Below are 19,511 nucleotides of genomic sequence, written 5' to 3'. Positions count from 1 at the left end.
CACCAAGCAACCGGCGTCTGCACGTGCATCGGCTCTTGCTTCTGCAGCCGATAAAGCGCATGCTAGCGCATGTGCGGATGTCAGGGGTTGCTCACAGTTTGTGATCAAAACCCGACATCCGGGCCCAAAATGATCGAGCGGCTTCCCCAGCTGCGATCTGAAGGGAACGTGCGCATGGATCCCCTCGCCTTCCTGGCCGGTGCGGCCGCGACGGCTGGGGCGTGCGCGGGCGTTCCCCTTTACCTACGCGCGCGCCGCGCGGAGCGGCTCGCCATCCGGCTCGGCGCGGAGCTCGAGATCGTCCGCCACGCCGCCAGCCACGACCCGCTGACCGGCCTGCCGAACCGCCGCGCCTTCTACCTGCGCGGCACCGAGCTCGTGGCGGACCGCAACCGGCACCCCCTCGTCGCCGTCGTGCTCGACGTCGACGGGTTCAAGCAGATCAACGACGTGTTCGGTCACTCGGCCGGCGACGAGGTGCTCGTGACGACCGCCCGCCGCCTCTCCGCGTTCGCCGACGACGGGCTGGTGGCACGGCTCGGCGGCGACGAGTTCGCGGGACTGCTCCGCTGCCGCAAGGGCAGCAGCCAGGAGCAGGCCGACCGGCTCGCCGAGGCCCTCGCCGCACCCATGCGGCTGGGCGGCCAGGTCGTCACCGTGAGCGTGTCCGTCGGGCTCGTCCCCGTCGAGCCCGACGCACACCTCGCCGATGCCGTCCACCGGGCCGACGCCGCCATGTACCGCGTCAAGGGCGCCCATCGCCGCCCGCACCCGCCCGCCCAGCACCTCGCGATCCGGATCGGCGAGCAGCACGTGCTGCACCACGCGACGCTCCGGCTCGCCAAGCCGCGCGAGACCTCCCCCCGTCCGTCCACGGCGACCTGAAGGATTCGCTATGGAGCTTCCAGACCTCGTCCGTCAGCGCCGCCGGCACCAGCCGCGCCCGCGCGGATGGCTCGCCGCGAAGTTGAAGCGCGGTGAGCTGTGCCGTGACTGCGGCCGGCCGTGGCCGTGCGACGAGTACGTGACGGCCCGCAACTCGGTGCTCGTCTACGCCCTGCGACGCCTCGAGGTCGCCCGCCCCGGGAGCCTTGGATGACGATGGAGGCGCACATGCCGGCCCGCCCGCAGTGGCGGTGCACCGGGTGTGCGGATCCGTGGCCGTGCGCGGCGAAGCGCGAGCAGCTCGTCGCCGAGTACGCCGACAATCCCGGCGCCCTGCGCACGCTGATGGCGCTGCGCGTGGCCGACGCCGCCGAGGACCTTCGCCAGTACGGTGCCGAGCAGCTCTGGCAGCGCTTCCTGGGCTGGCTCCCGGCGCCCGGGCAGGGTCCGATCATCCGCTGGGTGGCCAACCCGCCGCTCGGGGGCAACCGCCGGCTGGGCCCGCCCCGCCAGCAGATCGACCCGCGGACCGCCGGCACCGCCGCGCAGGCCGCCGCGGCCCAGGTCTCTACGCTGTCCGGGCCACCAGCGGGTAGTGGTCCGAACCGGATTCCGCCTCCCCGCCGGTCACGACGCGGCAATCGGTGAACCGGGCGGCCGTTTCCGGGGTCGCCCACAGATAGTCCAGCCGCAGCCGGGTGAACTCGTGCCCGCCGCCCGCGGTCGTCGGCACGGTCCAGGGCCGGCCGGTGCCGCAGCGCCGGAAGACGTCCACGAGCCCGCGGCGGGCCAGCAGCGCGGTCGCGCGCACGTCGGGCCGGCCGCGATCGAGGTGGCGGCGGCGGTACCGTGGCGGCAGTTCCCGCAGTTGCTCCCCGTGCTCGCTCCACGGGTCGAGCGTGTTCAGGTCGCCGAGCAGGACCCCCTCCCCCTGGCGGCGGAGAAATCCGGCCAGCCACCCGGCCTCGATCCGCCGGACGTCGCCGCGGTAGGGGAACAGGTGCGCCGACACCAGCGTGAGCGGCCCGGCCGGGGTCGCCACCCGCACCCAGGCCGCGGCGTGGAAGAACGGCCGCCGGACCCGGCCCGCCCCAAGCACCCGCAGGTGCCGGGCGACCAGCAGCCCGACCGCCTGACCCCGCCAGGACGGCGCCACGAACTGCCGCATTCCGGTCACGGCGCCCAGGTCCGGCTCGCCGCGCAGCTCCTGCAGCGCCACCACGTCGGGGGCCCGGCCGGCGATGACCCGGCCGATCGCGTCGAGCCGGTCGCCGCCGCCGTGTTTGATGTTGTACGTCATGAGCGTCAGCGACATATCGTGCCCTCGTGAACCCTGGAGTACAGCCGGCCCTCGACGCCCTGCGCGACGCGCGGGACGAGGCCACCCGCACGCTGACCGACCTGATCCGCATCCCCAGTGTGGGCGGCACCGCCGAGGAAAGCGAGATCGTCCACCGCGTGGCGGACCTCCTGCGCGCCGAGGGCGTCGAGCTCGACCTGTGGCAGATTCCGGTCGCCGAGCTGGCCGCGCGCGCGGACTTCCCGGGCATGGAGGTCGAGCGCAGCGAGGCGTGGGGCCTGGTCGCGCGCGTCCCGGGCACCGACCCGGACGCGAAGTCGCTGATGTTCAACGGCCACCTGGACGTGGTGCCGCCCGGCGACCCCGGCACCTGGACCACCTCGCCCTGGTCCGGCGACATCCGGGACGGCCACGCCTTCGGGCGCGGCGCCTGCGACATGAAGGGCGGCTTCGTCTCGGCGCTGCACGCGCTGCTCGCCGTGCACCGCACCGGCACCCGGCCGCGCGGCGACCTGCTGCTGGCCGCGGTCGTCGGCGAGGAGGACGGCGGCCTCGGCACGTTCGCCGCCCTGCACCGCGGCTGGCGAGCCGACGCCTGCGTGATCACCGAGCCGACCGCCCTCGACGTGCTGGCGGCCAACGGCGGGGCGCTGACCTTCCGGCTGCGGGTGCCGGGGCTGGCCGCGCACGCCTGCGCGCGCACCTCCGGGGTCAGCGCGGTCGAGAAGTTCCAACTGCTGTTTCCGGTACTGCGGGCGCTCGAGGCGAGCCGCAACCGCACCGTCGACCCGATGATGCGCCGGTGGGACATCGCGTACCCGCTGGAGATCGGCACGGTGCGGGCCGGTGACTGGGCCTCGACCGTGCCCGACCTGCTCGTCGCCGAGGGCCGGTTCGGGGTGGCCCTGGACGAACCGGTCGAGGCCGCCCGCGCCGAGTTCGAGGCGACCGTGACCGCCGCGTGCGCGGAGGACCCGTGGCTCAAGGAGCACCCGGTCACCGTCGAGTGGTGGGGCGGGCAGTTCGCCTCCGGCCGCTGCCCGGACGGCACCGATCTCGTCCAGCGCGTCGTGCGCACCCATCAGGTGCTCAGCGGGATGGAGCCGGCCGTGGTGGGCGCCCCGTACGGCTCCGACCTGCGGCTGCTGACCGGCGCCGGGGTGCCCGCGGTCCAGTTCGGGCCCGGCGTCGGCTACGGGCACTGCCCTGACGAGCGGGTCTCGCTGGACCAGGTGCACGCGTGTGCCGAGACCCTCGTCCACCTAGCGCTCCGGGCCAATGACTGATAGTAGTTTTACCGGAAGCTGACGCAGTCGAGGGTCCCGAGCCATTGACCCGTAGCTGTTAAGACAGTTAACTAAATTTCTGGATCGGCCATCCGATCGGGTTATTGCATATATCGATGGTCTTCATATAGTGATGGGTATGACTGGCTTACCGTTACGCGAACCCACGTTCCTGGTCCTGACGGCCCTGGCAGCCGAGTCACAACATGGGTACAGCATCCTCGACGACGTCCGGCGGATCTCCGAGGGGCGGGTCCGGCTGCAGGCCGGGACGCTGTACGGCATTCTCGACCGCCTCCGGGCGGACGGCCTGATCGAGGTCGACCGCGAGGAGGTCGTGGCCTCCCGGCTGCGGCGCTACTACCGGCTCACCGGCATCGGCCGCGACCTGCTCAGCGCCGAGACCGACCGGCTGCACCGCAACGCCGCCGCCGCCGATCGCCGATTGCACCTGGCAGCGGGCGGCGCCGCCGCTTAGCCCCTGGCGAAAACACCGGGCGTCACACCGACGTGGCGCCTGAAATGCCGGTGCAGGTGCGCCTGGTCGTGGAAACCCACCTCGGCCGCCACCTCGGCCGGTCTGCGCCCCGCCAGCAACAGGCGACGGGCGCGCTCGATGCGCCGGCTCATGAGGTACCGGTGCGGCGGCAGTCCGAACGCGGATGTGAACGTGCGCACGAGGTGCCCCGGGTGGGCACCCAGCAGCGCACCCGCCTCCCGCAGCGTGATCCCGCCGGCGAGGTCGGCGTCGAGCAGTTCCCGCAGCCGGTCGGCCAGCCGCCGCGGCGCCGCCGCGGGCTCCCGGTAGTGCCGGTCGAGATGCGCGCGGAGCCGCCCCTGGATCAGGGCCAGCCGGCTCTCCGCCTCCAGTTCGTCCCCCGGCGAATGCAGACTTTCGTGCAATCGGTCGATGCGCAGCCGCAGGATCGGATCGTCGAAGCCGGCGGCGTCCACGGCCGCGCCCGTGAGGTACACCGGCAAAACCGACGAATCCAGGTAGACCACCCGCTTGCGAAACCCGGCCCCGGTGGCCGCCCGCCCATCATGTGGGACGTCGGGCGGCAGGAGGGTGACGCTCGCGCCCGCCGCGCCGCGGTGGTGCCTGTCCAGATCGAACCGGATCGCCCCGGAATCGACGATGAGCAGCGTCCAGGCGTCGTGGACGTGCAGCGGGTACGCGTGCGACACGAAATGGGCGTGGAAGACCTCGGCGACGCCCGGCACCCGCGGGCGCCACGCGCTGACGAGCTCGGACGCCATGTGCACAACGTACAAGCCAGGCGGCCCGGCCGGGATCAGGCTCGGACCATGAGCTTCCCCACCAAGATCGCCGTCCTGCTCCGCGACGACCTGCCGACCTGGCAGCGGCTCAACGTCACCGCCTTCGTCGTCTCCGGCATCGCCGGCACCGGCCCGGAGCTGCTCGGCGAGGACTACGAGGACGCGGACGGCACCCGGTATCTGCCGATGTTCGGCCAGCCGGTGATGGTCTTCGAGGGCGACGCGGCCGTGCTCGCCGCCGCCCACGGCCGGGCCGTCGAGCGCGGGGTGGCCTGCGCGGTCTTCACCCAGGAGCTGTTCGCGACCGGCAACGACACCGACAACCGGGCCGCGGTGCGCGCCGTCGCCCGCGCCGACCTGAAGCTGGCCGGGCTCGCGGTGCATGGCCCGCGCAACGCGATCGACCGGATTTTGAAGGGCGCGCGGCTGCACGGCTGAAGTTGTCCATCGCGGCTCCGGCCCGTTCGTCCTTAGGGTGACACTGGATGTTCGAAGGAGCTCACCATGACGATGTACGCCGCGTTCACCTACACCGAGGACGTCGACTGGACCCGGCCCGAGCAGGCCGGGGAGATGCTCGAGTACAACGCGTTCGCCAAGGCGGCGGCCGCGGTGATCAAGGGCGGGCACGCGCTGTACCCGACCGCCTCGGCCACCACCGTCCGCGTGCAGGGCGGCAAGGGCGGCGAGGTGCTGACCACCGACGGGCCGTACACCGAGACGAAGGAGGTCCTGACGGGCTTCTACCTGCTCGACTGCGCCGACCTGGACGAGGCCGTCGCGGTCGCGGCCACCATCCCGGCCGCCTGGAACGGCGCCGTCGAGATCCGCCCGGTGATCGTCTTCAACCGGTAGTGGATCCGCTCGAACGCCTGGTGCGGGACGAGGGGGCCGTCGTGCTGGCCACCCTCGTCCGCGCCACCGGGAGCCTCGACCTGGCCGAGGACGCGACCCAGGACGCGCTGGAGAAGGCGCTGGTCACCTGGCCGGTCAGCGGCGTGCCCGACAACCCGCGGGCGTGGCTGATCGTGGCCGCCCGGCACCGTGCGATCGACATCATGCGGCGGGAGGCGCAGCGGCCGGTCAAGGAGGCGCTCTTCGATGCTTTTGGATTTTCCGACCGCGATGATCTTTTGAGCTTGATCTTCATGTGCTGCCACCCCGCGCTGTCCGTGGACGCGCAGGTCGCGCTCGCGCTGCGGACCCTCGGCGGGCTCGGCACGGCGGACGTGGCCCGGGCGCTGCTGGTGCCGGAGCCGACCGTCGCCAAGCGGCTGACCAGGGCCAAGCAGAAGATCCAACAGGCGCGGATTCCGTACCGCGTGCCGCCCGACCACGACCTGCCCGCCCGGCTGACCGCGGTCGCGGCGACGGTGTACCTGATCTTCAACGAGGGGTACACGAACGGGTCCCGCATGCTGGTCGACGAGGCGGTGCGGCTCGCCCGGCTGCTGGTGCGGCTGATGCCCGACGAGCCGACCGCGCTCGGGCTGCTGGCCCTGCTCCTGCTCCAGGACTCGCGCCGCGACGCCCGCCTCTCCCCCGCCGGCGAGCTGATCCTGCTGGCCGACCAGGACCGCTCCCGCTGGCACCAGGCGCTGATCCGCGAGGGCGTGATCGTGCTCGGCACCGCCCTGCGCCGCAGCCCGGACCGCCCCGACCGGTACGCCGTCCAGGCCGCCGTCGCCGCCTGCCACGCCCTCGCGCCGACCTGGGCCGAGACCCCGTGGGACGCGGTCGTCTCCTGGTACGACGTGCTGCTGACCGTCCACGACACGCCGGTGGTGCGGCTGAACCGGGCCGCGGCGGTGGCCGAGCGGGACGGCCCCGGGGCCGCGTTGCCGCTGGTCGACGCGTTGCCGCTGGAGACCTACCCGTGGTGGCACGCGACCCGGGGCGAGCTGCTGCTGCGCCTGGGCCGGTCGGCCGAGGCCGCGGCCGCGTTCGAGGCCGCGCTGGCGCTCGACCTGCCGTCGCCCGCCCGGATCAGGGTGATTTCAGCGGCGCGTCAGGCCCGGGCGGCATCGTGCTCGCATGAGCCTCACCGCCCCGGACTCGATCGTTGACCGGTTGCCGGTCATGCAGCTGCTGGAGCGGCTCCCGCCGCGGCGCCGCGCCGTCCTCGTCCTGCGCTACTGCTGCGATCTGTCCATCGACCAGACGGCTCGGGCCCTGGGTTGCTCGCCCGGCACGGTGAAGAGCCAGTCCGCCCGCGCCCTGGCCACATTGCGAACGCTCTCGGCGCCGGCTTCGCTCTGAGCCTGGTTTGCGGCTCCCCCCGCTGGGAACGCGATACGCCGTGGATGGGACGGAGAATCGCTGGCGGGCGATGAGCGTCGTGCTCGTGGCCGGGTTCATGACGCTGCTGGACGTCAGCATCGTCAACGTGGCGCTGCCGTCCATCAAGGCGTCGCTGGGGCTCAGCTCCGGGGAGCTGCAGTGGGTCCTGTCCGGCTATGCGCTCACGTTCGGCCTGCTCCTCGTCCCGGCCGGCAGGTTCGGCGACGCGCGCGGGCGCCGCACCGCGTTCATCGCCGGGCTCGCCGTGTTCACGCTGGCCAGCGCGGCGGCGGGGCTGGCCACCTCGGCGGCCTGGCTGGTCATCGCCCGGCTCATCCAGGGCGCGGCCGCGGGCGTGGTCAACCCGCAGGTCTCCGGCCTCATCCAGCAGCTGTTCGAGCCGTCCGAGCGGGGCCGCCCGTTCGGCCTGCTGGGCGCCACCATCGGCATCTCGACCGCGATCGGCCCGCTGCTGGGCGGCCTGCTCATCCAGATCTTCGGCGCCTCCGACGGCTGGCGGTGGATCTTCTACATCAACCTCCCGATCGGGATCGTCGCCATCGTCCTGGGCGCGCGCTGGATTCCCGGAAAACCCCGCGAGGAACGGGCCCGGGAGACGCTGGACCCGGTCGGCGTGGCGCTGCTCGGCATCGGGGTGGTGCTGCTCCTGTTGCCGCTCGTGCAGGAGCGGGAGTGGAAGGGCCCCGCGAAGTGGCTGCTCGTCGTCGCGGCCGCCGCGGTGCTCGCCGGGTTCGTGGCCTGGGAGCGGCGATTCGCCCGGCGCGGTACCGGCGTGATCGATCTTTCGCTCTTCAGCGTCCGCTCGTACGGGCTGGGGGCGCTGGTCGGGCTGTTCTACTTCGGCGGGTTCACGGCCATCTTCTTCACGTTCACGCTGCTCCTGCAGAGCGGGCTGCACTATTCGGCGCTGGAGGCGGGCCTGGCCATCACGCCGTTCGCGGTCGGCTCGGCGGCGGCCTCGGCGGTCGGCGGCCGGACGGTGAACCGGTTCGGGCGCCCGCTCGTCGTGATCGGGCTGGTGCTGGTCGCGCTGGGGCTGGCCGGGACGGAGCTGGCGCTGCACCTCGTGCCCGGGCACGGAGCCGGGTTCGCGACGGCGATGCCGCTGCTGGTGGCCGGGGTGGGCAGCGGGCTGGTGATCAGCCCGAACCAGACGCTGACGCTGGCCGAGGTGCCGGTGCGGCGGGCCGGCAGCGCGGGGGCGGTGCTGCAGACGGGGCAGCGGATCGGGACGGCGGTCGGGATCGCGGCCGTGGGGGCCGTGTTCTTCAACCGGCTGGCGCATCACGACGGGAACTGGTCGCTGGCCTTCGAGGGGTCGCTGCTGGTGACGATCGGGTTCGTGCTCGTGGCGCTGGCCGCGGGCCTGGCCGACGTGATCATGGCGCGGCGGTCCCGGGCCTGACGGCTGTTGCGCTTGCCGCCACCAGCAGGGCCAGGGCGGCCGGGAGGGCGAGCGCTACCGGGAGCGGGACCGCCTGCGTGGCCGCGCCGATGAGGACGGGACCGGCCAGGAAGCCCGCGTACCCCATGCTCACCGCGATCGAGAGCGCGCGGGCCGGTTGCGCCGGGTTGCGGGCGGTCGCGGCCGAGAACACCTGGGGTGCGACGCAGGACAGGCCGGCGCCGAGGCAGGCGAAGCCGGCGACGCCCGCGTACCGGTTGTCGACGAGCAGCGCCGCGCCCAGGCCGATCGCCGCCACGAGCCCACCCAGGCGGACCAGGTTGGCCGGGCCGAGGCGCACCGTGAGCCGGTCCCCGACCAGGCGGCCGGCGGTCATGGCGATCGCGAACGCCGCGTAGCCGGAGGCCGCGAACCCGGCCGTACCGCCGAGGTTGTCCCGCAGGTAGACCGCGCTCCAGTCGGCGGCGGCGCCCTCCCCCACCAGCGCGCAGAAGGCCAGCGCGCCGAGCAGGTACACGCCGTTGAGCCGGGTCTTGGTGGCCTCGGCCCGCTGGTCGGGCGCGGGTTCGGGGGCGAGCCAGCGCAGCGCCCAGGCGGCCATGGCCACGGTGATCGCCGCGACGAGCAGGAAGGTGCCGCGGGGCGACCAGCCGAGATGCGCGCAGAGGCCGCCGAGCGCCGCGCCGGCGAAGCCGCCGATGCTGTACACCGCGTGGAACGAGGAGATGATCGGCCGCCCGTACGCGCGCTGGACGCCGAGCGCGTTCGCGTTCATCGAGACGTTGAGGATGCCGTGGTTGACGCCGAACACGAGCAGGGCGAGCGTGAGCCAGACGAGCGACGGGGCGTACGCGGTGGGGAGCAGCAGCAGCCCCTCCAGCAGCGCGGTGGGGGCCGCGACCTTCACGCTGCCGAACCGGTCGACGAGACGCCCCGCCCCCAGTTGGCCGACGATCGCGCCGGCCGCGAGGCCGAGCAGGGCGATGCTCAGCCGCCAGTCGTCGAGCTCCAGGCCGTGCTTGATGGCGGGCACCCTGGCGGTCCAGGCGCCCAACGCTCCGCCGAAGAGCAGGAACAGCAGGCATCCGGCAATCCGGGAGCGTCTCAGGTGCACCCCGGCACGGTACTTCAGAAAGCGCTCTCACGGAGGCCCGCGCGGGTGCGGGCCACGTCCGGGTCGCCGGCCACGGTGGTGCCGCGCAGGTCTGTGGCGCGCTGCAAGAGGTCGGCGGCCTCGGCCCGGTTGCCCGTGAGCACGGCGTAGCCGGCCCGGCCCTCCAGGACGTCGGCCAGGCTCGATGCCAGCGGTACGCGCTGCGCCGCCGCCCAGGCCTCGGCGTGCAGGCGGCCCGCCTCCTCCAGCGCCTCGGCTGCCCCGCTGCGGGCGGTCGCCTCGCGGTGGGCGGCCGCCTCGGCTTGGGCGGCCGCCTCGGCGTGGGCGGCCGCCTCGGCGTGGGCGGCCGCCTCGGCGACTCGGGCTCTCGCGGTCAGGATGCCGGCCCGCAGGTACACCGAGCCGGGGTCGCCCACGCGCAGGTCGTCCGAGGCGCGGGCCAGGTGTGCGGACGCGGCTTGCAGGTCGCCCCGGTGCCGGTACACCTCGGCCAGCCCCAGCTCGGCCGCCGGGAACCCCTGGCCGTGGCGGAAGTCGGCCTCGGCCGCGGCCAGGTCGCCCTGGCGGATGTAGTCCATGCCGCGCCGGCGCAGGACGTCGGAGGCCTCCTGCGCGGCGCCGAGCTCGTCCAGCGCCGTCAGCGCGGCGGCCCAGCGCTCGTGGGCCAGGGCGTGCTCGCCGCGCCAGGAGGCCAGTTCGGCCAGCGTGTCCAGGGCCTGGGCGGTGCCCCAGCGCTCGCCCAGCGCCTGGAACTGGGCCAGCACCGACAGCAGGCCCTTCTCGTCCGGGTGGCCGCCGAGCACGTCGAGCAGGGCCAAACCGAGGTCCTGCAGGGCCAGGTTCCACGGGTCGCCGGACAGGATGATCGGATCGGGGTCCGGGCCCGCCCCCGGCACGCGCGCCATGCCCCAGACCGCGGCGCCGAACGGGTGCCGCAGCGGCCGGTCCAGCGAGGCCATCACGCCGTCGACGCGGGCCCGATGCTCCGGCGCGGCGTGCGACTCGGCGTGCACGACGCAGCTGATGTACTCCTCCTCCAGCCCGTCGATCGGCCCGTCCAGCAGGGCGGCGGCGATCGGGGCGACCTCGCGGCGGCGGCCGGCGAGCCACCAGTACGCGGCCAGCGCGGCGATCAGGCGCATCGCGGTCGGGCGGTCCGCCGCGGCCGAGCGGCGCAGGGCGGCCATCAGGTTCTCGTGGTCGGCGGCCAGCGTGGCCAGCCATTCGAGCTGCTCGGCCCGGCGCAGGTGCGGATCGGCGGTTCTCGCCAGCGCCAGGAAATAGTCGGCGTGCGCGCGCTGCAGCCGTTCGAGTTCGCTCAAAGCTCCGTTCGCGGCTCTGTGCGCGGCCTCGTTCGCGGCTCTGTGCGCGGCCTCGTGCGCGGCCTCGTGCGGGGCTCCGTGCGCGGCTCCGTGCGCGGCGTCGGTCGCGGCTAGGCGGTCGCGGCAGAAGAGCAGGATCGTCTCCAGCATCCGGTACCGTCCGTCGCGCGCCACCAGCAGTGAGCGATCGGCCAGGTCGGCGAGGGCGTCCTCGGTTGCACCGCAGACCGCCAGTGCGGCCTCGCGCGTGGCGCCGCCCGCGAACACCGAGAGGCGCGCCGCGACCGTGCGTTCGGCCGGCCCGAGCAGCTGCCAGCTCCAGTCGACGACGGCGTGCAGCGTGCGGTGGCGGTCGGCGGCGGTACGGTCGCCGCGGGACAGCACCGCGAAGTGCTCGTGCTGCGCCAGCCGGTCGGCGAGCTCGCCGACGTCGAGCTGCCGCAGCCGCGCGGCCGCGAGCTCGATCGCGAGCGGCAGCCCGTCGACGAGCGCGCAGATCCCCGCCACGACGTCGGCGTTGCCCGGCCCGACGGCGAACCCGGGCCGCACCGCCGCCGCCCGCTCGGCGAACAGCGCGACGGCCGGGTCGGGCGGCAGCGGCCCGACCGGGACCAGCACCTCCCCGGTCAGCCCGAGCGGCTCCCGGCTGGTGGCCAGGATGGACAGTCCCGGACACGCCGCCAGCAACTCCCGCGCGAGCCCGGCCACCGCGTCGAGCGCCTGCTCGCAGTTGTCCAGCACGAGCAGCAGCTCCTGGTGCCCGAGCGCGTGCGCGATGAGCCGCACCGGATCGGCCCCGGCCGCGGGCGCCAGCCCACCGTCCCGCAGCCCGAGCGCGGCGGCGACGGCGAGCGCCTCGTCCTCGGCCGCGGACAGATCGGCGAAGCAAGCATCCCGCCCCGCCACCTCCACCGCCAGCCGCGTCTTGCCCGCTCCACCCGGCCCGACCAGCGTGACCAGCCGCCCAGCCGTCCGCGCCGAGCTGATCCTGGCTGACTCAAGTTCCCGCCCGATCAGCCGCGTGAGCGGAGCGGGCGGCGTGCGGCGCGCCGGCGCGGGGGTTTCGAACTGCAACAGCCGCAGGTGTACCGCCCTGAGCTCGGCCGAGGGATCCGTCCCCAACTCGTCCGCGAGGATGCGCCGCCCGTCCTCGTACGCCGCGAGGGCCTCGGCGGTCCGCCCGGCCGCGTGCAGGGCCCGCATGAGCAGCGCGCGGAGCCGCTCGCGGAACGGGTGCTCGGCCACCAGGCGCTGCAGCGGCCCGACGGCGGCGCCACCGGGCAGCTCCAGCTCGGCGGCGGCGAGGTCCTCGATGGCCGCGAGGCGCTGCTCGTCCAGCCTTACCTTGAGCGGGCCGGCGTCGGGAACGTCGGCGAGGGCGGGACCGCGCCAGAGGTTGAGAGCAGCACGGAGTACCACGGCGGCGGTTTGAAAATCGCGTGCTGCGAGGTGCCGGCGGCCCTCGCGGGCGAGGCGCTCGAACCGGTGGGCGTCGACGTCGTCGGGGTCGACGGCCAGGCGGTAGCCGCCGCTGCCGAACTCCAGCAGGCCGTCGGGGAGGACCTTGCGGAGCCGTGAGACCTGGGCCTGCAGCGCGTTGGGGCTCTCGGACCCGAGCTCGTCGGCGGGAATCAGCCGGCCGGCTTCGAGCAGGAGGCGGGTGAGCAGCGCACGGGGCTTGGGGCCGGCGACGGCGACGACGTCCCCGCCGTCGCCGACGACCTCGAGCGGACCGAGAATCCCGAAGCGCATTGGTCCATTGTGAGCGCTGCGTTCAGCGCGCAGTCGCCCGCCGCAGGCCACTGACCCGGACGCGGGCGGCGACCGTTCTCGCGACGACCGTTGCCCAGGCCGCGACGAGCAGCAGATAGAGCGTGATCGCGAGCCCCGAGAACACGGCCGAGCCGGTTTGGGCGGCCAGCCCGGCGGCCCCGGTGACGCAGGTCCCGACGGGGAACGTGAACGCCCACCAGGCCGGCGTGAACGGCAACCCTCCGCCGCTGCGAGCGGTGCGCAGGGTGACGGCGGCGGCGAAGGCGAGCCAGAGCAGGGCGAAGCCGAGCGCCGGGACGCCGTAGAGGAGCGCGAAGACCTCGGCGCCGGCCGCGTACCGCTCCGGCAGCACCTCCCCCGCCGCAGCGCCGAGCGCATGGGCGGCGGTGACCGACTGCCCGAGCGGCCCCAGCACGATCCAGAGCGTGGGGACGTTCGCCGGTTCGCCCGGCCCGTGGTGGAGCAGCCGGCCCCAGAGCTGTCCGATGATGGCGACGGCGGCGAACAGGCTGATCCCGAAGAGGGCGTAGCAGGCGAGGAGGGCATCGGGGCGTACCGAAGCCGGAAAATGCGCGATGAGGGGCGCTCCGGTGGCGGCGGACACCATCGGCGGCACGACGGGCATCAGCCAGGCGCCGGTCATCTCGGGCTCGCGTCCTTGGGTCTCGCTTCGCACGGTGATCATGAACGGCACGGCGACCGCGGTCACCAGCCCGAGCACCGTTCCGGCCAGCCACAGCGCGACGGCGACCCCCACGTACGGCGTGAAGTGCAGCGCCCCGGCCCCCACCGTCATCAACGCCATCGGCACCGCCCCGAGCACCGGCGCGGTGGCGGGGTCCAGCGGCCGCCCGACCGCACCGACGGCGGCCCGCACCAGCAGCGCGGCCGCAACCACCCAGATCACCGCCGCGGAAGCGTGCAGCCCCGGCACATGCCCCGGCAGCGCCAGCGCGGCGTTGCCCACGATCCCGGTCCCCATGACCGCACTGAACTCACTCGGCCGTAACGGTGCTCTGTCCATGATCACGAATCTGCCGCCCGCGCGCGGCACCCGGTAGCCCGCCCCTGCCTGTGAGGTCATAGTCTGCGGTTATGCCCTTGCCGCCGACGGTAGCCGACCTGACCAGCTTCGACCTGCTGCTCTCGGTGGCCCGGCTGGGCTCGGTGGGCCGCGCGGCGGCGGCGCACGGCATCTCCCAGCCGGCCGCCAGCTCCCGGCTGCGCCAGCTGGAACGCCGCCTGGCCCTGACCCTCCTGGACCGCAGCCCCCGCGGCTCGACCTTGACCGAGACAGGCGCCCTGATCGCCGACTGGGCCCGAGCGGCGGTCGAGGCGGCAGACGCCCTGGGCGCGGGGATTTCGGCCCTGCGCGCGTCACGGCACAGCCGCCTGACGGTGGCCGCGAGCCAGACGGTGGCGGAGTACCTGCTCCCGGCCTGGCTGGTGGCCCTGCACGCCGGCAACCCGGGCCTGTCGGTGACCCTGCGCGCCCTGAACTCGGCCGACGTGGCCGACCGAGTCCTGTCCGGCGAGGCGGACGTCGGCTTCGTGGAGGGCCCGGCCGTGCCGTCCGGCTTGGACTCGGCGGTGGTGGGCGCCGACCGCCTGACCGTGATCGTGGCGCCGGGCCACCCCTGGTCCCGCCGCCGCCGCGGCATCACGGCGGCGGAACTGGCCGCAACCCCGCTGGTGTCCCGCGAGGCCGGCTCAGGCACCCGAGGCGCCCTGGAGGCCGCGTTGGGTTCAGCCCCGGCGGCGGTACTGGAGCTGTCGTCGACCACGGCCATCAAGCACGCGGTCGCGGCCGGCAACGCCCCCGGCGTGGTCAGTTCCCTGGCCATCGTGGCGGAACTGGCCGCGGGCACGCTGGTAGCGGTACCGGCGGCGGATGTGCCACTGCAGCGCCGCCTGCACGCGGTCTGGCCCACCGGCGCCCAGCCCGCCGGCCCGGCCCGCGACCTGCTGTCCATCGCCCGCCGCCGCTGACCATCCTGGGGGTTGACGCGGCTGGCTAATGGCATTAGCTTTAAGGCTATGAAGATGAGCTTTGAGCACGAGGACGGCACCATCGCCTACGAGGACACCCAGGCCGGCGGCCCGCTGGTGCTCTGCCTGCCCGGCATGGGCGTCGACCGGCGGACCTACGCGCCGTTCGTTCCCGAGCTCGCCGCCCGCGGCTACCGGGTCGTCACCATGGACCTGCGCGGGCAGGGCGAGTCGACCGCCGTGTGGAGCGACTACTCCGCCCAGGCCGTCGCCCGGGACGCCATCGCGCTGCTGCGACGGCTCAACGCCGGGCCGGCGGTCCTCTTCACGAACTCCTACACCGGGGCGACGGCCGTGTGGGCCGCGGCCGAGGCGCCCGAGCTGTTCAGCGCCGTGGTGCTCAGCAACCCGTTCGCCCGCGTGATGCCGAAGCCCAATCTGTTCATGCGCGCCGCCATCGCGGTCATCAGCCGGGTTCGTCCACTGTGGATCGCGTACTGGGCTTCGCTGTACAAGACGAAGAAGGCCGACCCGGCGGAGAAGCGGGCGCTGAGCGGCAGCCTCAAGGAACCCGGCCGGATGGGCGCGATGCGTGCCATGATGCAGTCCGATGCCTCGGTGTGCGAGGCGCGGATGGGCGAGGTGAGGACTCCGGTGCTCGTACTGATGGGCGAGAAGGACCCCGACTTCCCCGACCCGGCGGCCGAGGGGCGCCTGCTGGCGGAGCGGCTGCGGGGCGAGACCGCGGTGATCGCACGGGCCGGGCACTACCCGCACTCCGAGCTGCCCGCCGAGACGGCCGACGCGGTGGTGGCGTTCCTGCGGGAGCACGCCGTTGCCTAGGGCGGGGCTGAGTCCGGCCGCCGTCGTCGACGCCGCGCTGCGGATCGTCGACGCCGGCGGGCCCGAGGCGCTCACGCTCGCGGCCGTGGCGGGGGAGTGCGGGGTGGCCACGCCGTCGCTGTACAAGCACGTGGCGGGGCTGGCCGAGCTCAAGGCGCTGCTGGCGATCCGGATTCTCGACGAGTTCACCGCCGCGGCCACGGCGGCGGTGCTCGGGCGGAGCGGGGACGACGCGCTCGAGGCGCTGGCGCGGGCGTACTACGCGTTCGTCACCCGGTACCCGGACCGCTACGCCCTCGTGCCGCAGCGGGCCGTGGCCGACCCGGGGGTGACCGCGGCCGCCGATCGGTTCCTGGCCGTCGTGTTCGCCGTGTTCAAGGGCTACGACCTGGCCGACGACCAGGTGGTGCACGCGACCCGCGTGCTGCGGGCCGCGCTGCACGGCTTCGCCGTCCTGCGCGGCAGCTTCGAGCTGCGCCAGGACGTCGACGTGACGCTGAACGTGCTGATCGAGACCCTGAAGGCTATTCGTGTGGCAGCAGGAAACGCCAGTTGAGCTGGGCGCGGCGGCCGTCGGGGAGCTTGAAGACCGGCCACTGCGGCTGCTCCGGGCGCGGCACGGCGCGCATGAGGGCGCGGGCCTGGCGGTCGCGCAGGTCGAGCTGCGTGACGAACTCGTCCTTGCGGAAGTGGGGCACCGGCACGCCGGCGGGCCACGGCTGCACCGTCGTCGCGGTGGGCTGGGCGGCGTCGAGCAGGACCACGATCGCGCGTACCGCATCCGGGTGGAACGCCGTGCCGGAGCGGTTGATCCGGTCGCGCAGCTGCGCGCAGTGGTCGAGCAGGGCGTACGCCGCGGCCGGGTAGGCCCGGTCCCGCCGCGTCTCCTCCAGGCCCTCGAACTGCAGGCTGAACTTCCGCCCGTTGGTCCGCGCGGTGAAGACGGTGGACGGCACGTCGGCGATCATCGGGGCACCCTGGCGGCGGCGGGCGTTGGCCGGGTCGCGCAGGACGGTGGTCGCGTGGTTGCGCAGCGAGCGGATCTCGCCCGCGCCGACCCGCAGCCGCTGCTGGGCGTCGGCGATCAGCACGCCGTCGTCGTACGCGACCAGGCGCGGCGCCCGCAGCGCGGACCAGCCCGCCGGGACGAAGCCGCCGGTCAGCTCCCAGGTCAGCATCGGCCGCTGCGTGCGGCCCGCCTCGGGGTCGTCGGCGGCGATCGCGGCGGCCGCGCCCCCGACCGCCGTCGTGACGCCGACGGCCCCGGCCGCCAGCAGCAGGCTTCTGCGGTTCATGGTGTAGAAGCTCCCGTCCGTCCGGGCCTCGTGCCCGGCCACTGATCAATGTAACGACAATTCGGACATAAGGTGATTTTTTCGTGAGTGATCACTGGCATGCGCCCCTTCGCCACATCCGCGGCACCCAGCTCAGCGGCGACACCGGGCAGACGTCCGGGATGAAGCGGCTGGAAGCGATCTCCGGCAAGACGGTCGGCGCGGAGAAGCTCTGGATGGGCCGCACCCACGTCGCCCCGGCCACCAACTCCGGCAACCACCACCACGGCGAGGCCGAGACCGCGATCTACGTGGTGTCCGGCCATCCGGTCTTCGTCTTCGCGGAGGGCGGCGAGGAGATCCGGCTGGAGACGGGCCCGGGCGACTACGTCTTCGTCCCGCCGTACGTGCCGCATCGGGAGGAGAACCCGGGCGCCGAGGAAGCGGTCGTGGTCATCGCCCGCAGCAGCCAGGAGGCCATCGTCGTGAACCTGCCGAGCCTGACCTAACGGCTATTGCAGCAAAAGTTCGTCGCAAACTTGCGATCGACACATCGAAGTATTGCGCTGACCGAACGACTGCTGGCAGGATTCGACGCCAGAAGCCGACAATGGTCAGCGCCGCCAACCGCGCGTCCCACCCCGCGTGAGCTGCTCATAGCCGGTGAACGGGTCCCGCCCGGCCCGTCCCCCGCCTCGCCCCGGACATGGGCCTGCCTCGCCATGCCCAGGGTTCACCCCTGAGGAGTTCCACATGGGAGTTTCCCGCCGTACCGTCATCGCCACGTCTCTTGCCGGAGCCACCGCCGCCGCGCTTCCGCTGGTCGCGAACGAGGCCGAGGCCGCCAGCGCCCCCGGCGACGTGGTCGGCAAGGTCACCGTCGGCTACCAGGGCTGGTTCGCCGCGATCGGCGACGGCGCCCCGATCAACGGCTGGTGGCACTACAGCCCGAACTGGTCGCAGAGCCCCGCCCCGGGCGCCTGCTCGATCACGTGCTGGCCGGACATGCGCGACTTCACCAAGGGGTACCGCACCAACTTCGCCAACCTCGGCAACGGCCAGCCGGCCAACCTGTTCTCCTCGTACGACCAGCAGACCGTCGACACGCACTTCCGCTGGATGCAGCAGAACGGCTGCGACACGGCGGCCCTGCAGCGCTTCAACCCCAACGGCGGCGAGGGCGCGACCCGCGACGCGATGGCCCAGAAGGTGCGCCAGGCGGCGGAGACGTACGGCCGGAAGTTCTACATCATGTACGACGTCACCTGGTGGCTGACGATGCAGAACGAGATCAAGGCCGACTGGACGAACAAGATGAAGGCGCACGCCAGTTCGTCCGCGTACGCCCGGCAGAACGGCAAGCCCGTCGTGTGCATCTGGGGCTTCGGCTTCAACGACGACGGCCGCCCGTTCGCGCCGTCCGTGTGCCTCGACGTCATCAACTGGTTCAAGGGCCAGGGCTGCTACGTCATCGGCGGCGTGCCGACCCACTGGCGCTACGGCACCGACGACTCGCGCGCCGGGTTCATCGACGTGTACCACGCCTTCGACATGGTCTCGCCGTGGATGGTCGGCCGGATCAGCGACAACAACGGCGCCGACTGGTTCTACCAGAACCGCGTGCTGGGCGACCTCGCCGACCTGAACGGCCGCGGCATCGACTACCAGCCGTGCGTCATCCCCGGCGACCTCGCGGCCGGCCACCGCCACCACGGCGAGCTGATGTGGCGCCAGTTCTACAACCACACCCGGGCCGGCGTGCAGAGCGTCTACATCTCGATGTTCGACGAGTTCAACGAGGGCAACCAGATCGCCAAGACCGCCGAGAGCGCGGCCTGGCAGCCGACCAACTCGGGGATGCGCGCGCTGGACGAGGACGGCACCCCCTGCTCGTCCGACTACTACCTGCGCCTGACCAACGACGGCGGCCGGATGCTCAAGGGCCAGATCGCGCTGACCGCCACCCGCTTCACCGTCCCGTTCCCGACCGGCCCGGACCAGACCGCGCCCTCGGTCCCGGGCAACCTGCGCGTCACCGGCACCTCGGACACGACGGTCGCCCTGGCGTGGAACGCGGCCACGGACAACGTCGGCGTCGCCGGCTACCGCGTCAGCAGAGCCGGAGCCGTCATCGGTACCACCACCACGCTGGCCTACACCGCCACCGGCCTGACCGCCGCGACCGCCTACACGTTCACGGTCGCCGCCTACGACGCGGCCGGCAACGCGTCCGGGGCCTCGAACCAGGTCACCGCCACGACCGCGGCCCCGCCGAACAACACCGTGAACCTGGCCGCCGGCCGCCCGACCGCGGAGAGCAGCCACACCCAGGTCTACGGCAGCGGCAACGCGGTCGACGGCAACACCGGCACGTACTGGGAGAGCGCCAACAACGCCTGGCCGCAGTGGCTCCAGGTGGACCTCGGCAGCGCGATGGCGACCCGCCGGATCGTGCTCACCCTGCCGCCGCAGTCGTCCTGGGCCACCCGCACGCAGACGATCGCGGTGAGCGGCAGCACGGACGGCGGGAACTTCGCGGCGATCGTGGGCGCGGCGGGGTACACCTTCAATCCCGGCACCGGCAACACGGCCACCATCACGTTCCCGTCGACGGTGACGACCCGCTATGTGCGGCTGACCTTCACCGGAAACACGGGCTGGCCGGCCGGGCAGGTCTCGGAGTTCCGCGTCTACAACGGCTGAGCCGCTTCCCCTTCAAGACGTCCGCGCGCCGGTCA

21 protein-coding genes are annotated in these 19,511 nt (G+C 73.4%); 15 read left to right on the top strand and 6 right to left on the bottom strand.

The annotated features are described in order from the left end of the window. Positions 1-174 precede the first annotated feature (174 nt). From ACQPZ4_RS11815 to ACQPZ4_RS11805, 3 genes are read left to right on the top strand one after another with little or no spacing between them, the layout of a single operon-like run. Positions 175-885 carry a GGDEF domain-containing protein gene (locus ACQPZ4_RS11815; RefSeq protein ID WP_433058958.1) on the top strand — a complete coding sequence of 237 codons (711 nt, stop codon included), beginning with the start codon at positions 175-177 and terminating at the stop codon, positions 883-885. Between the two features lie 10 nt (positions 886-895). After that, complete coding sequence (locus ACQPZ4_RS11810) at positions 896-1,099, top strand: hypothetical protein (RefSeq protein WP_433058957.1); 204 nt, start codon at positions 896-898, stop codon at positions 1,097-1,099. Next, positions 1,096-1,533, top strand: a complete 438-nt coding sequence (locus ACQPZ4_RS11805) for a hypothetical protein (RefSeq protein ID WP_433058954.1) — start codon at positions 1,096-1,098, stop codon at positions 1,531-1,533. The genes ACQPZ4_RS11810 and ACQPZ4_RS11805 overlap by 4 nt, the downstream gene beginning before the upstream one ends. Here the strand turns inward: ACQPZ4_RS11805 and ACQPZ4_RS11800 are convergent. Further along, a complete protein-coding gene (locus tag ACQPZ4_RS11800; protein ID WP_433058951.1) occupies positions 1,454-2,200 on the bottom strand; it encodes an endonuclease/exonuclease/phosphatase family protein in 747 nt (248 codons plus the stop codon). The genes ACQPZ4_RS11805 and ACQPZ4_RS11800 overlap by 80 nt on opposite strands. Positions 2,201-2,211: 11 nt before the next feature. Here ACQPZ4_RS11800 and ACQPZ4_RS11795 point away from each other — a divergent pair, with 11 nt between their 5' ends. Both ACQPZ4_RS11795 and ACQPZ4_RS11790 read left to right on the top strand, forming a co-directional pair. Further along, on the top strand, positions 2,212-3,471 hold the full coding sequence (locus ACQPZ4_RS11795; protein ID WP_433058949.1) for an ArgE/DapE family deacylase: 1,260 nt from the start codon (positions 2,212-2,214) through the stop codon (positions 3,469-3,471). A gap of 139 nt (positions 3,472-3,610) precedes the next feature. After that, a complete protein-coding gene (locus tag ACQPZ4_RS11790) occupies positions 3,611-3,949 on the top strand; it encodes a PadR family transcriptional regulator (protein WP_433058946.1) in 339 nt (112 codons plus the stop codon). Here the strand turns inward: ACQPZ4_RS11790 and ACQPZ4_RS11785 are convergent. After that, on the bottom strand, positions 3,946-4,731 hold the full coding sequence (locus tag ACQPZ4_RS11785; RefSeq protein WP_433058943.1) for an AraC family transcriptional regulator: 786 nt from the start codon (positions 4,729-4,731) through the stop codon (positions 3,946-3,948). The genes ACQPZ4_RS11790 and ACQPZ4_RS11785 overlap by 4 nt on opposite strands. Before the next feature lie 48 nt (positions 4,732-4,779). Between ACQPZ4_RS11785 and ACQPZ4_RS11780 the strand changes: the two genes are divergently transcribed. From ACQPZ4_RS11780 to ACQPZ4_RS11760, 5 genes are all read left to right on the top strand, one after another. Further along, complete coding sequence (locus ACQPZ4_RS11780; RefSeq protein WP_433058940.1) at positions 4,780-5,190, top strand: DUF2000 family protein; 411 nt, start codon at positions 4,780-4,782, stop codon at positions 5,188-5,190. A 66-nt stretch (positions 5,191-5,256) separates the two neighbouring features. After that, positions 5,257-5,607, top strand: a complete 351-nt coding sequence (locus tag ACQPZ4_RS11775; RefSeq protein ID WP_433058937.1) for a YciI family protein — start codon at positions 5,257-5,259, stop codon at positions 5,605-5,607. Beyond that, positions 5,607-6,818: an RNA polymerase sigma factor gene (locus tag ACQPZ4_RS11770; RefSeq protein WP_433058935.1), complete on the top strand. Its 1,212-nt coding sequence runs from the start codon at positions 5,607-5,609 to the stop codon at positions 6,816-6,818. The genes ACQPZ4_RS11775 and ACQPZ4_RS11770 overlap by 1 nt, the downstream gene beginning before the upstream one ends. Then, positions 6,787-7,011: a sigma-70 family RNA polymerase sigma factor gene (locus tag ACQPZ4_RS11765; protein WP_433058932.1), complete on the top strand. Its 225-nt coding sequence runs from the start codon at positions 6,787-6,789 to the stop codon at positions 7,009-7,011. The genes ACQPZ4_RS11770 and ACQPZ4_RS11765 overlap by 32 nt, the downstream gene beginning before the upstream one ends. 70 nt (positions 7,012-7,081) lie before the next feature. Then, the gene (locus ACQPZ4_RS11760; protein WP_433058930.1) at positions 7,082-8,458 is read left to right on the top strand and encodes an MFS transporter; all 1,377 of its coding nucleotides are present in this window, start codon (positions 7,082-7,084) and stop codon (positions 8,456-8,458) included. On the opposite strand, the gene ACQPZ4_RS11755 is transcribed toward ACQPZ4_RS11760, so the two are convergent. Genes ACQPZ4_RS11755 through ACQPZ4_RS11745 form a run of 3 tightly spaced genes read right to left on the bottom strand, consistent with a single transcriptional unit; the run spans position 8,433 to position 13,691 of the window. Next, positions 8,433-9,572: an MFS transporter gene (locus ACQPZ4_RS11755; RefSeq protein ID WP_433058927.1), complete on the bottom strand. Its 1,140-nt coding sequence runs from the start codon at positions 9,570-9,572 to the stop codon at positions 8,433-8,435. The two genes, ACQPZ4_RS11760 and ACQPZ4_RS11755, sit on opposite strands and share 26 nt — an antisense overlap. Positions 9,573-9,586: 14 nt before the next feature. Beyond that, on the bottom strand, positions 9,587-12,646 hold the full coding sequence (locus tag ACQPZ4_RS11750; protein ID WP_433058924.1) for a BTAD domain-containing putative transcriptional regulator: 3,060 nt from the start codon (positions 12,644-12,646) through the stop codon (positions 9,587-9,589). A gap of 22 nt (positions 12,647-12,668) precedes the next feature. Then, positions 12,669-13,691, bottom strand: a complete 1,023-nt coding sequence (locus ACQPZ4_RS11745) for a C4-dicarboxylate ABC transporter (RefSeq protein ID WP_433058921.1) — start codon at positions 13,689-13,691, stop codon at positions 12,669-12,671. A 71-nt stretch (positions 13,692-13,762) separates the two neighbouring features. On the opposite strand from ACQPZ4_RS11745, the gene ACQPZ4_RS11740 reads away from it, so the two are divergent. Genes ACQPZ4_RS11740 through ACQPZ4_RS11730 form a run of 3 tightly spaced genes read left to right on the top strand, consistent with a single transcriptional unit; the run spans position 13,763 to position 16,055 of the window. Continuing rightward, complete coding sequence (locus ACQPZ4_RS11740) at positions 13,763-14,656, top strand: LysR family transcriptional regulator (RefSeq protein WP_433058918.1); 894 nt, start codon at positions 13,763-13,765, stop codon at positions 14,654-14,656. 48 nt (positions 14,657-14,704) lie between these two features. Then, a complete protein-coding gene (locus ACQPZ4_RS11735; protein WP_433058915.1) occupies positions 14,705-15,499 on the top strand; it encodes an alpha/beta fold hydrolase in 795 nt (264 codons plus the stop codon). Then, entirely contained in the window at positions 15,492-16,055 is a 564-nt protein-coding gene (locus ACQPZ4_RS11730; RefSeq protein ID WP_433058912.1) for a TetR/AcrR family transcriptional regulator, read from the top strand. The genes ACQPZ4_RS11735 and ACQPZ4_RS11730 overlap by 8 nt, the downstream gene beginning before the upstream one ends. On the opposite strand, the gene ACQPZ4_RS11725 is transcribed toward ACQPZ4_RS11730, so the two are convergent. Continuing rightward, positions 16,024-16,794 (bottom strand): hypothetical protein, encoded by a 771-nt coding sequence (locus ACQPZ4_RS11725; protein ID WP_433058909.1) that lies wholly within the window; start codon positions 16,792-16,794, stop codon positions 16,024-16,026. The genes ACQPZ4_RS11730 and ACQPZ4_RS11725 overlap by 32 nt on opposite strands. 83 nt (positions 16,795-16,877) lie before the next feature. On the opposite strand from ACQPZ4_RS11725, the gene ACQPZ4_RS11720 reads away from it, so the two are divergent. Further along, positions 16,878-17,282 carry a cupin domain-containing protein gene (locus ACQPZ4_RS11720; protein ID WP_433058907.1) on the top strand — a complete coding sequence of 135 codons (405 nt, stop codon included), beginning with the start codon at positions 16,878-16,880 and terminating at the stop codon, positions 17,280-17,282. A 244-nt stretch (positions 17,283-17,526) separates the two neighbouring features. Further along, positions 17,527-19,476, top strand: coding sequence for a discoidin domain-containing protein (locus tag ACQPZ4_RS11715; RefSeq protein ID WP_433058904.1), 1,950 nt, complete (start codon positions 17,527-17,529; stop codon positions 19,474-19,476). Positions 19,477-19,511: the final 35 nt, after the last annotated feature.

The sequence above is a fragment of the Dactylosporangium sp. CS-033363 genome (assembly GCF_050942475.1).
In the GTDB taxonomy this organism is placed as follows: domain Bacteria; phylum Actinomycetota; class Actinomycetes; order Mycobacteriales; family Micromonosporaceae; genus Dactylosporangium.
The sequence above is the reverse complement of the archived record's forward strand: the minus strand, read 5'-3'. Positions and strand labels throughout refer to the sequence as shown.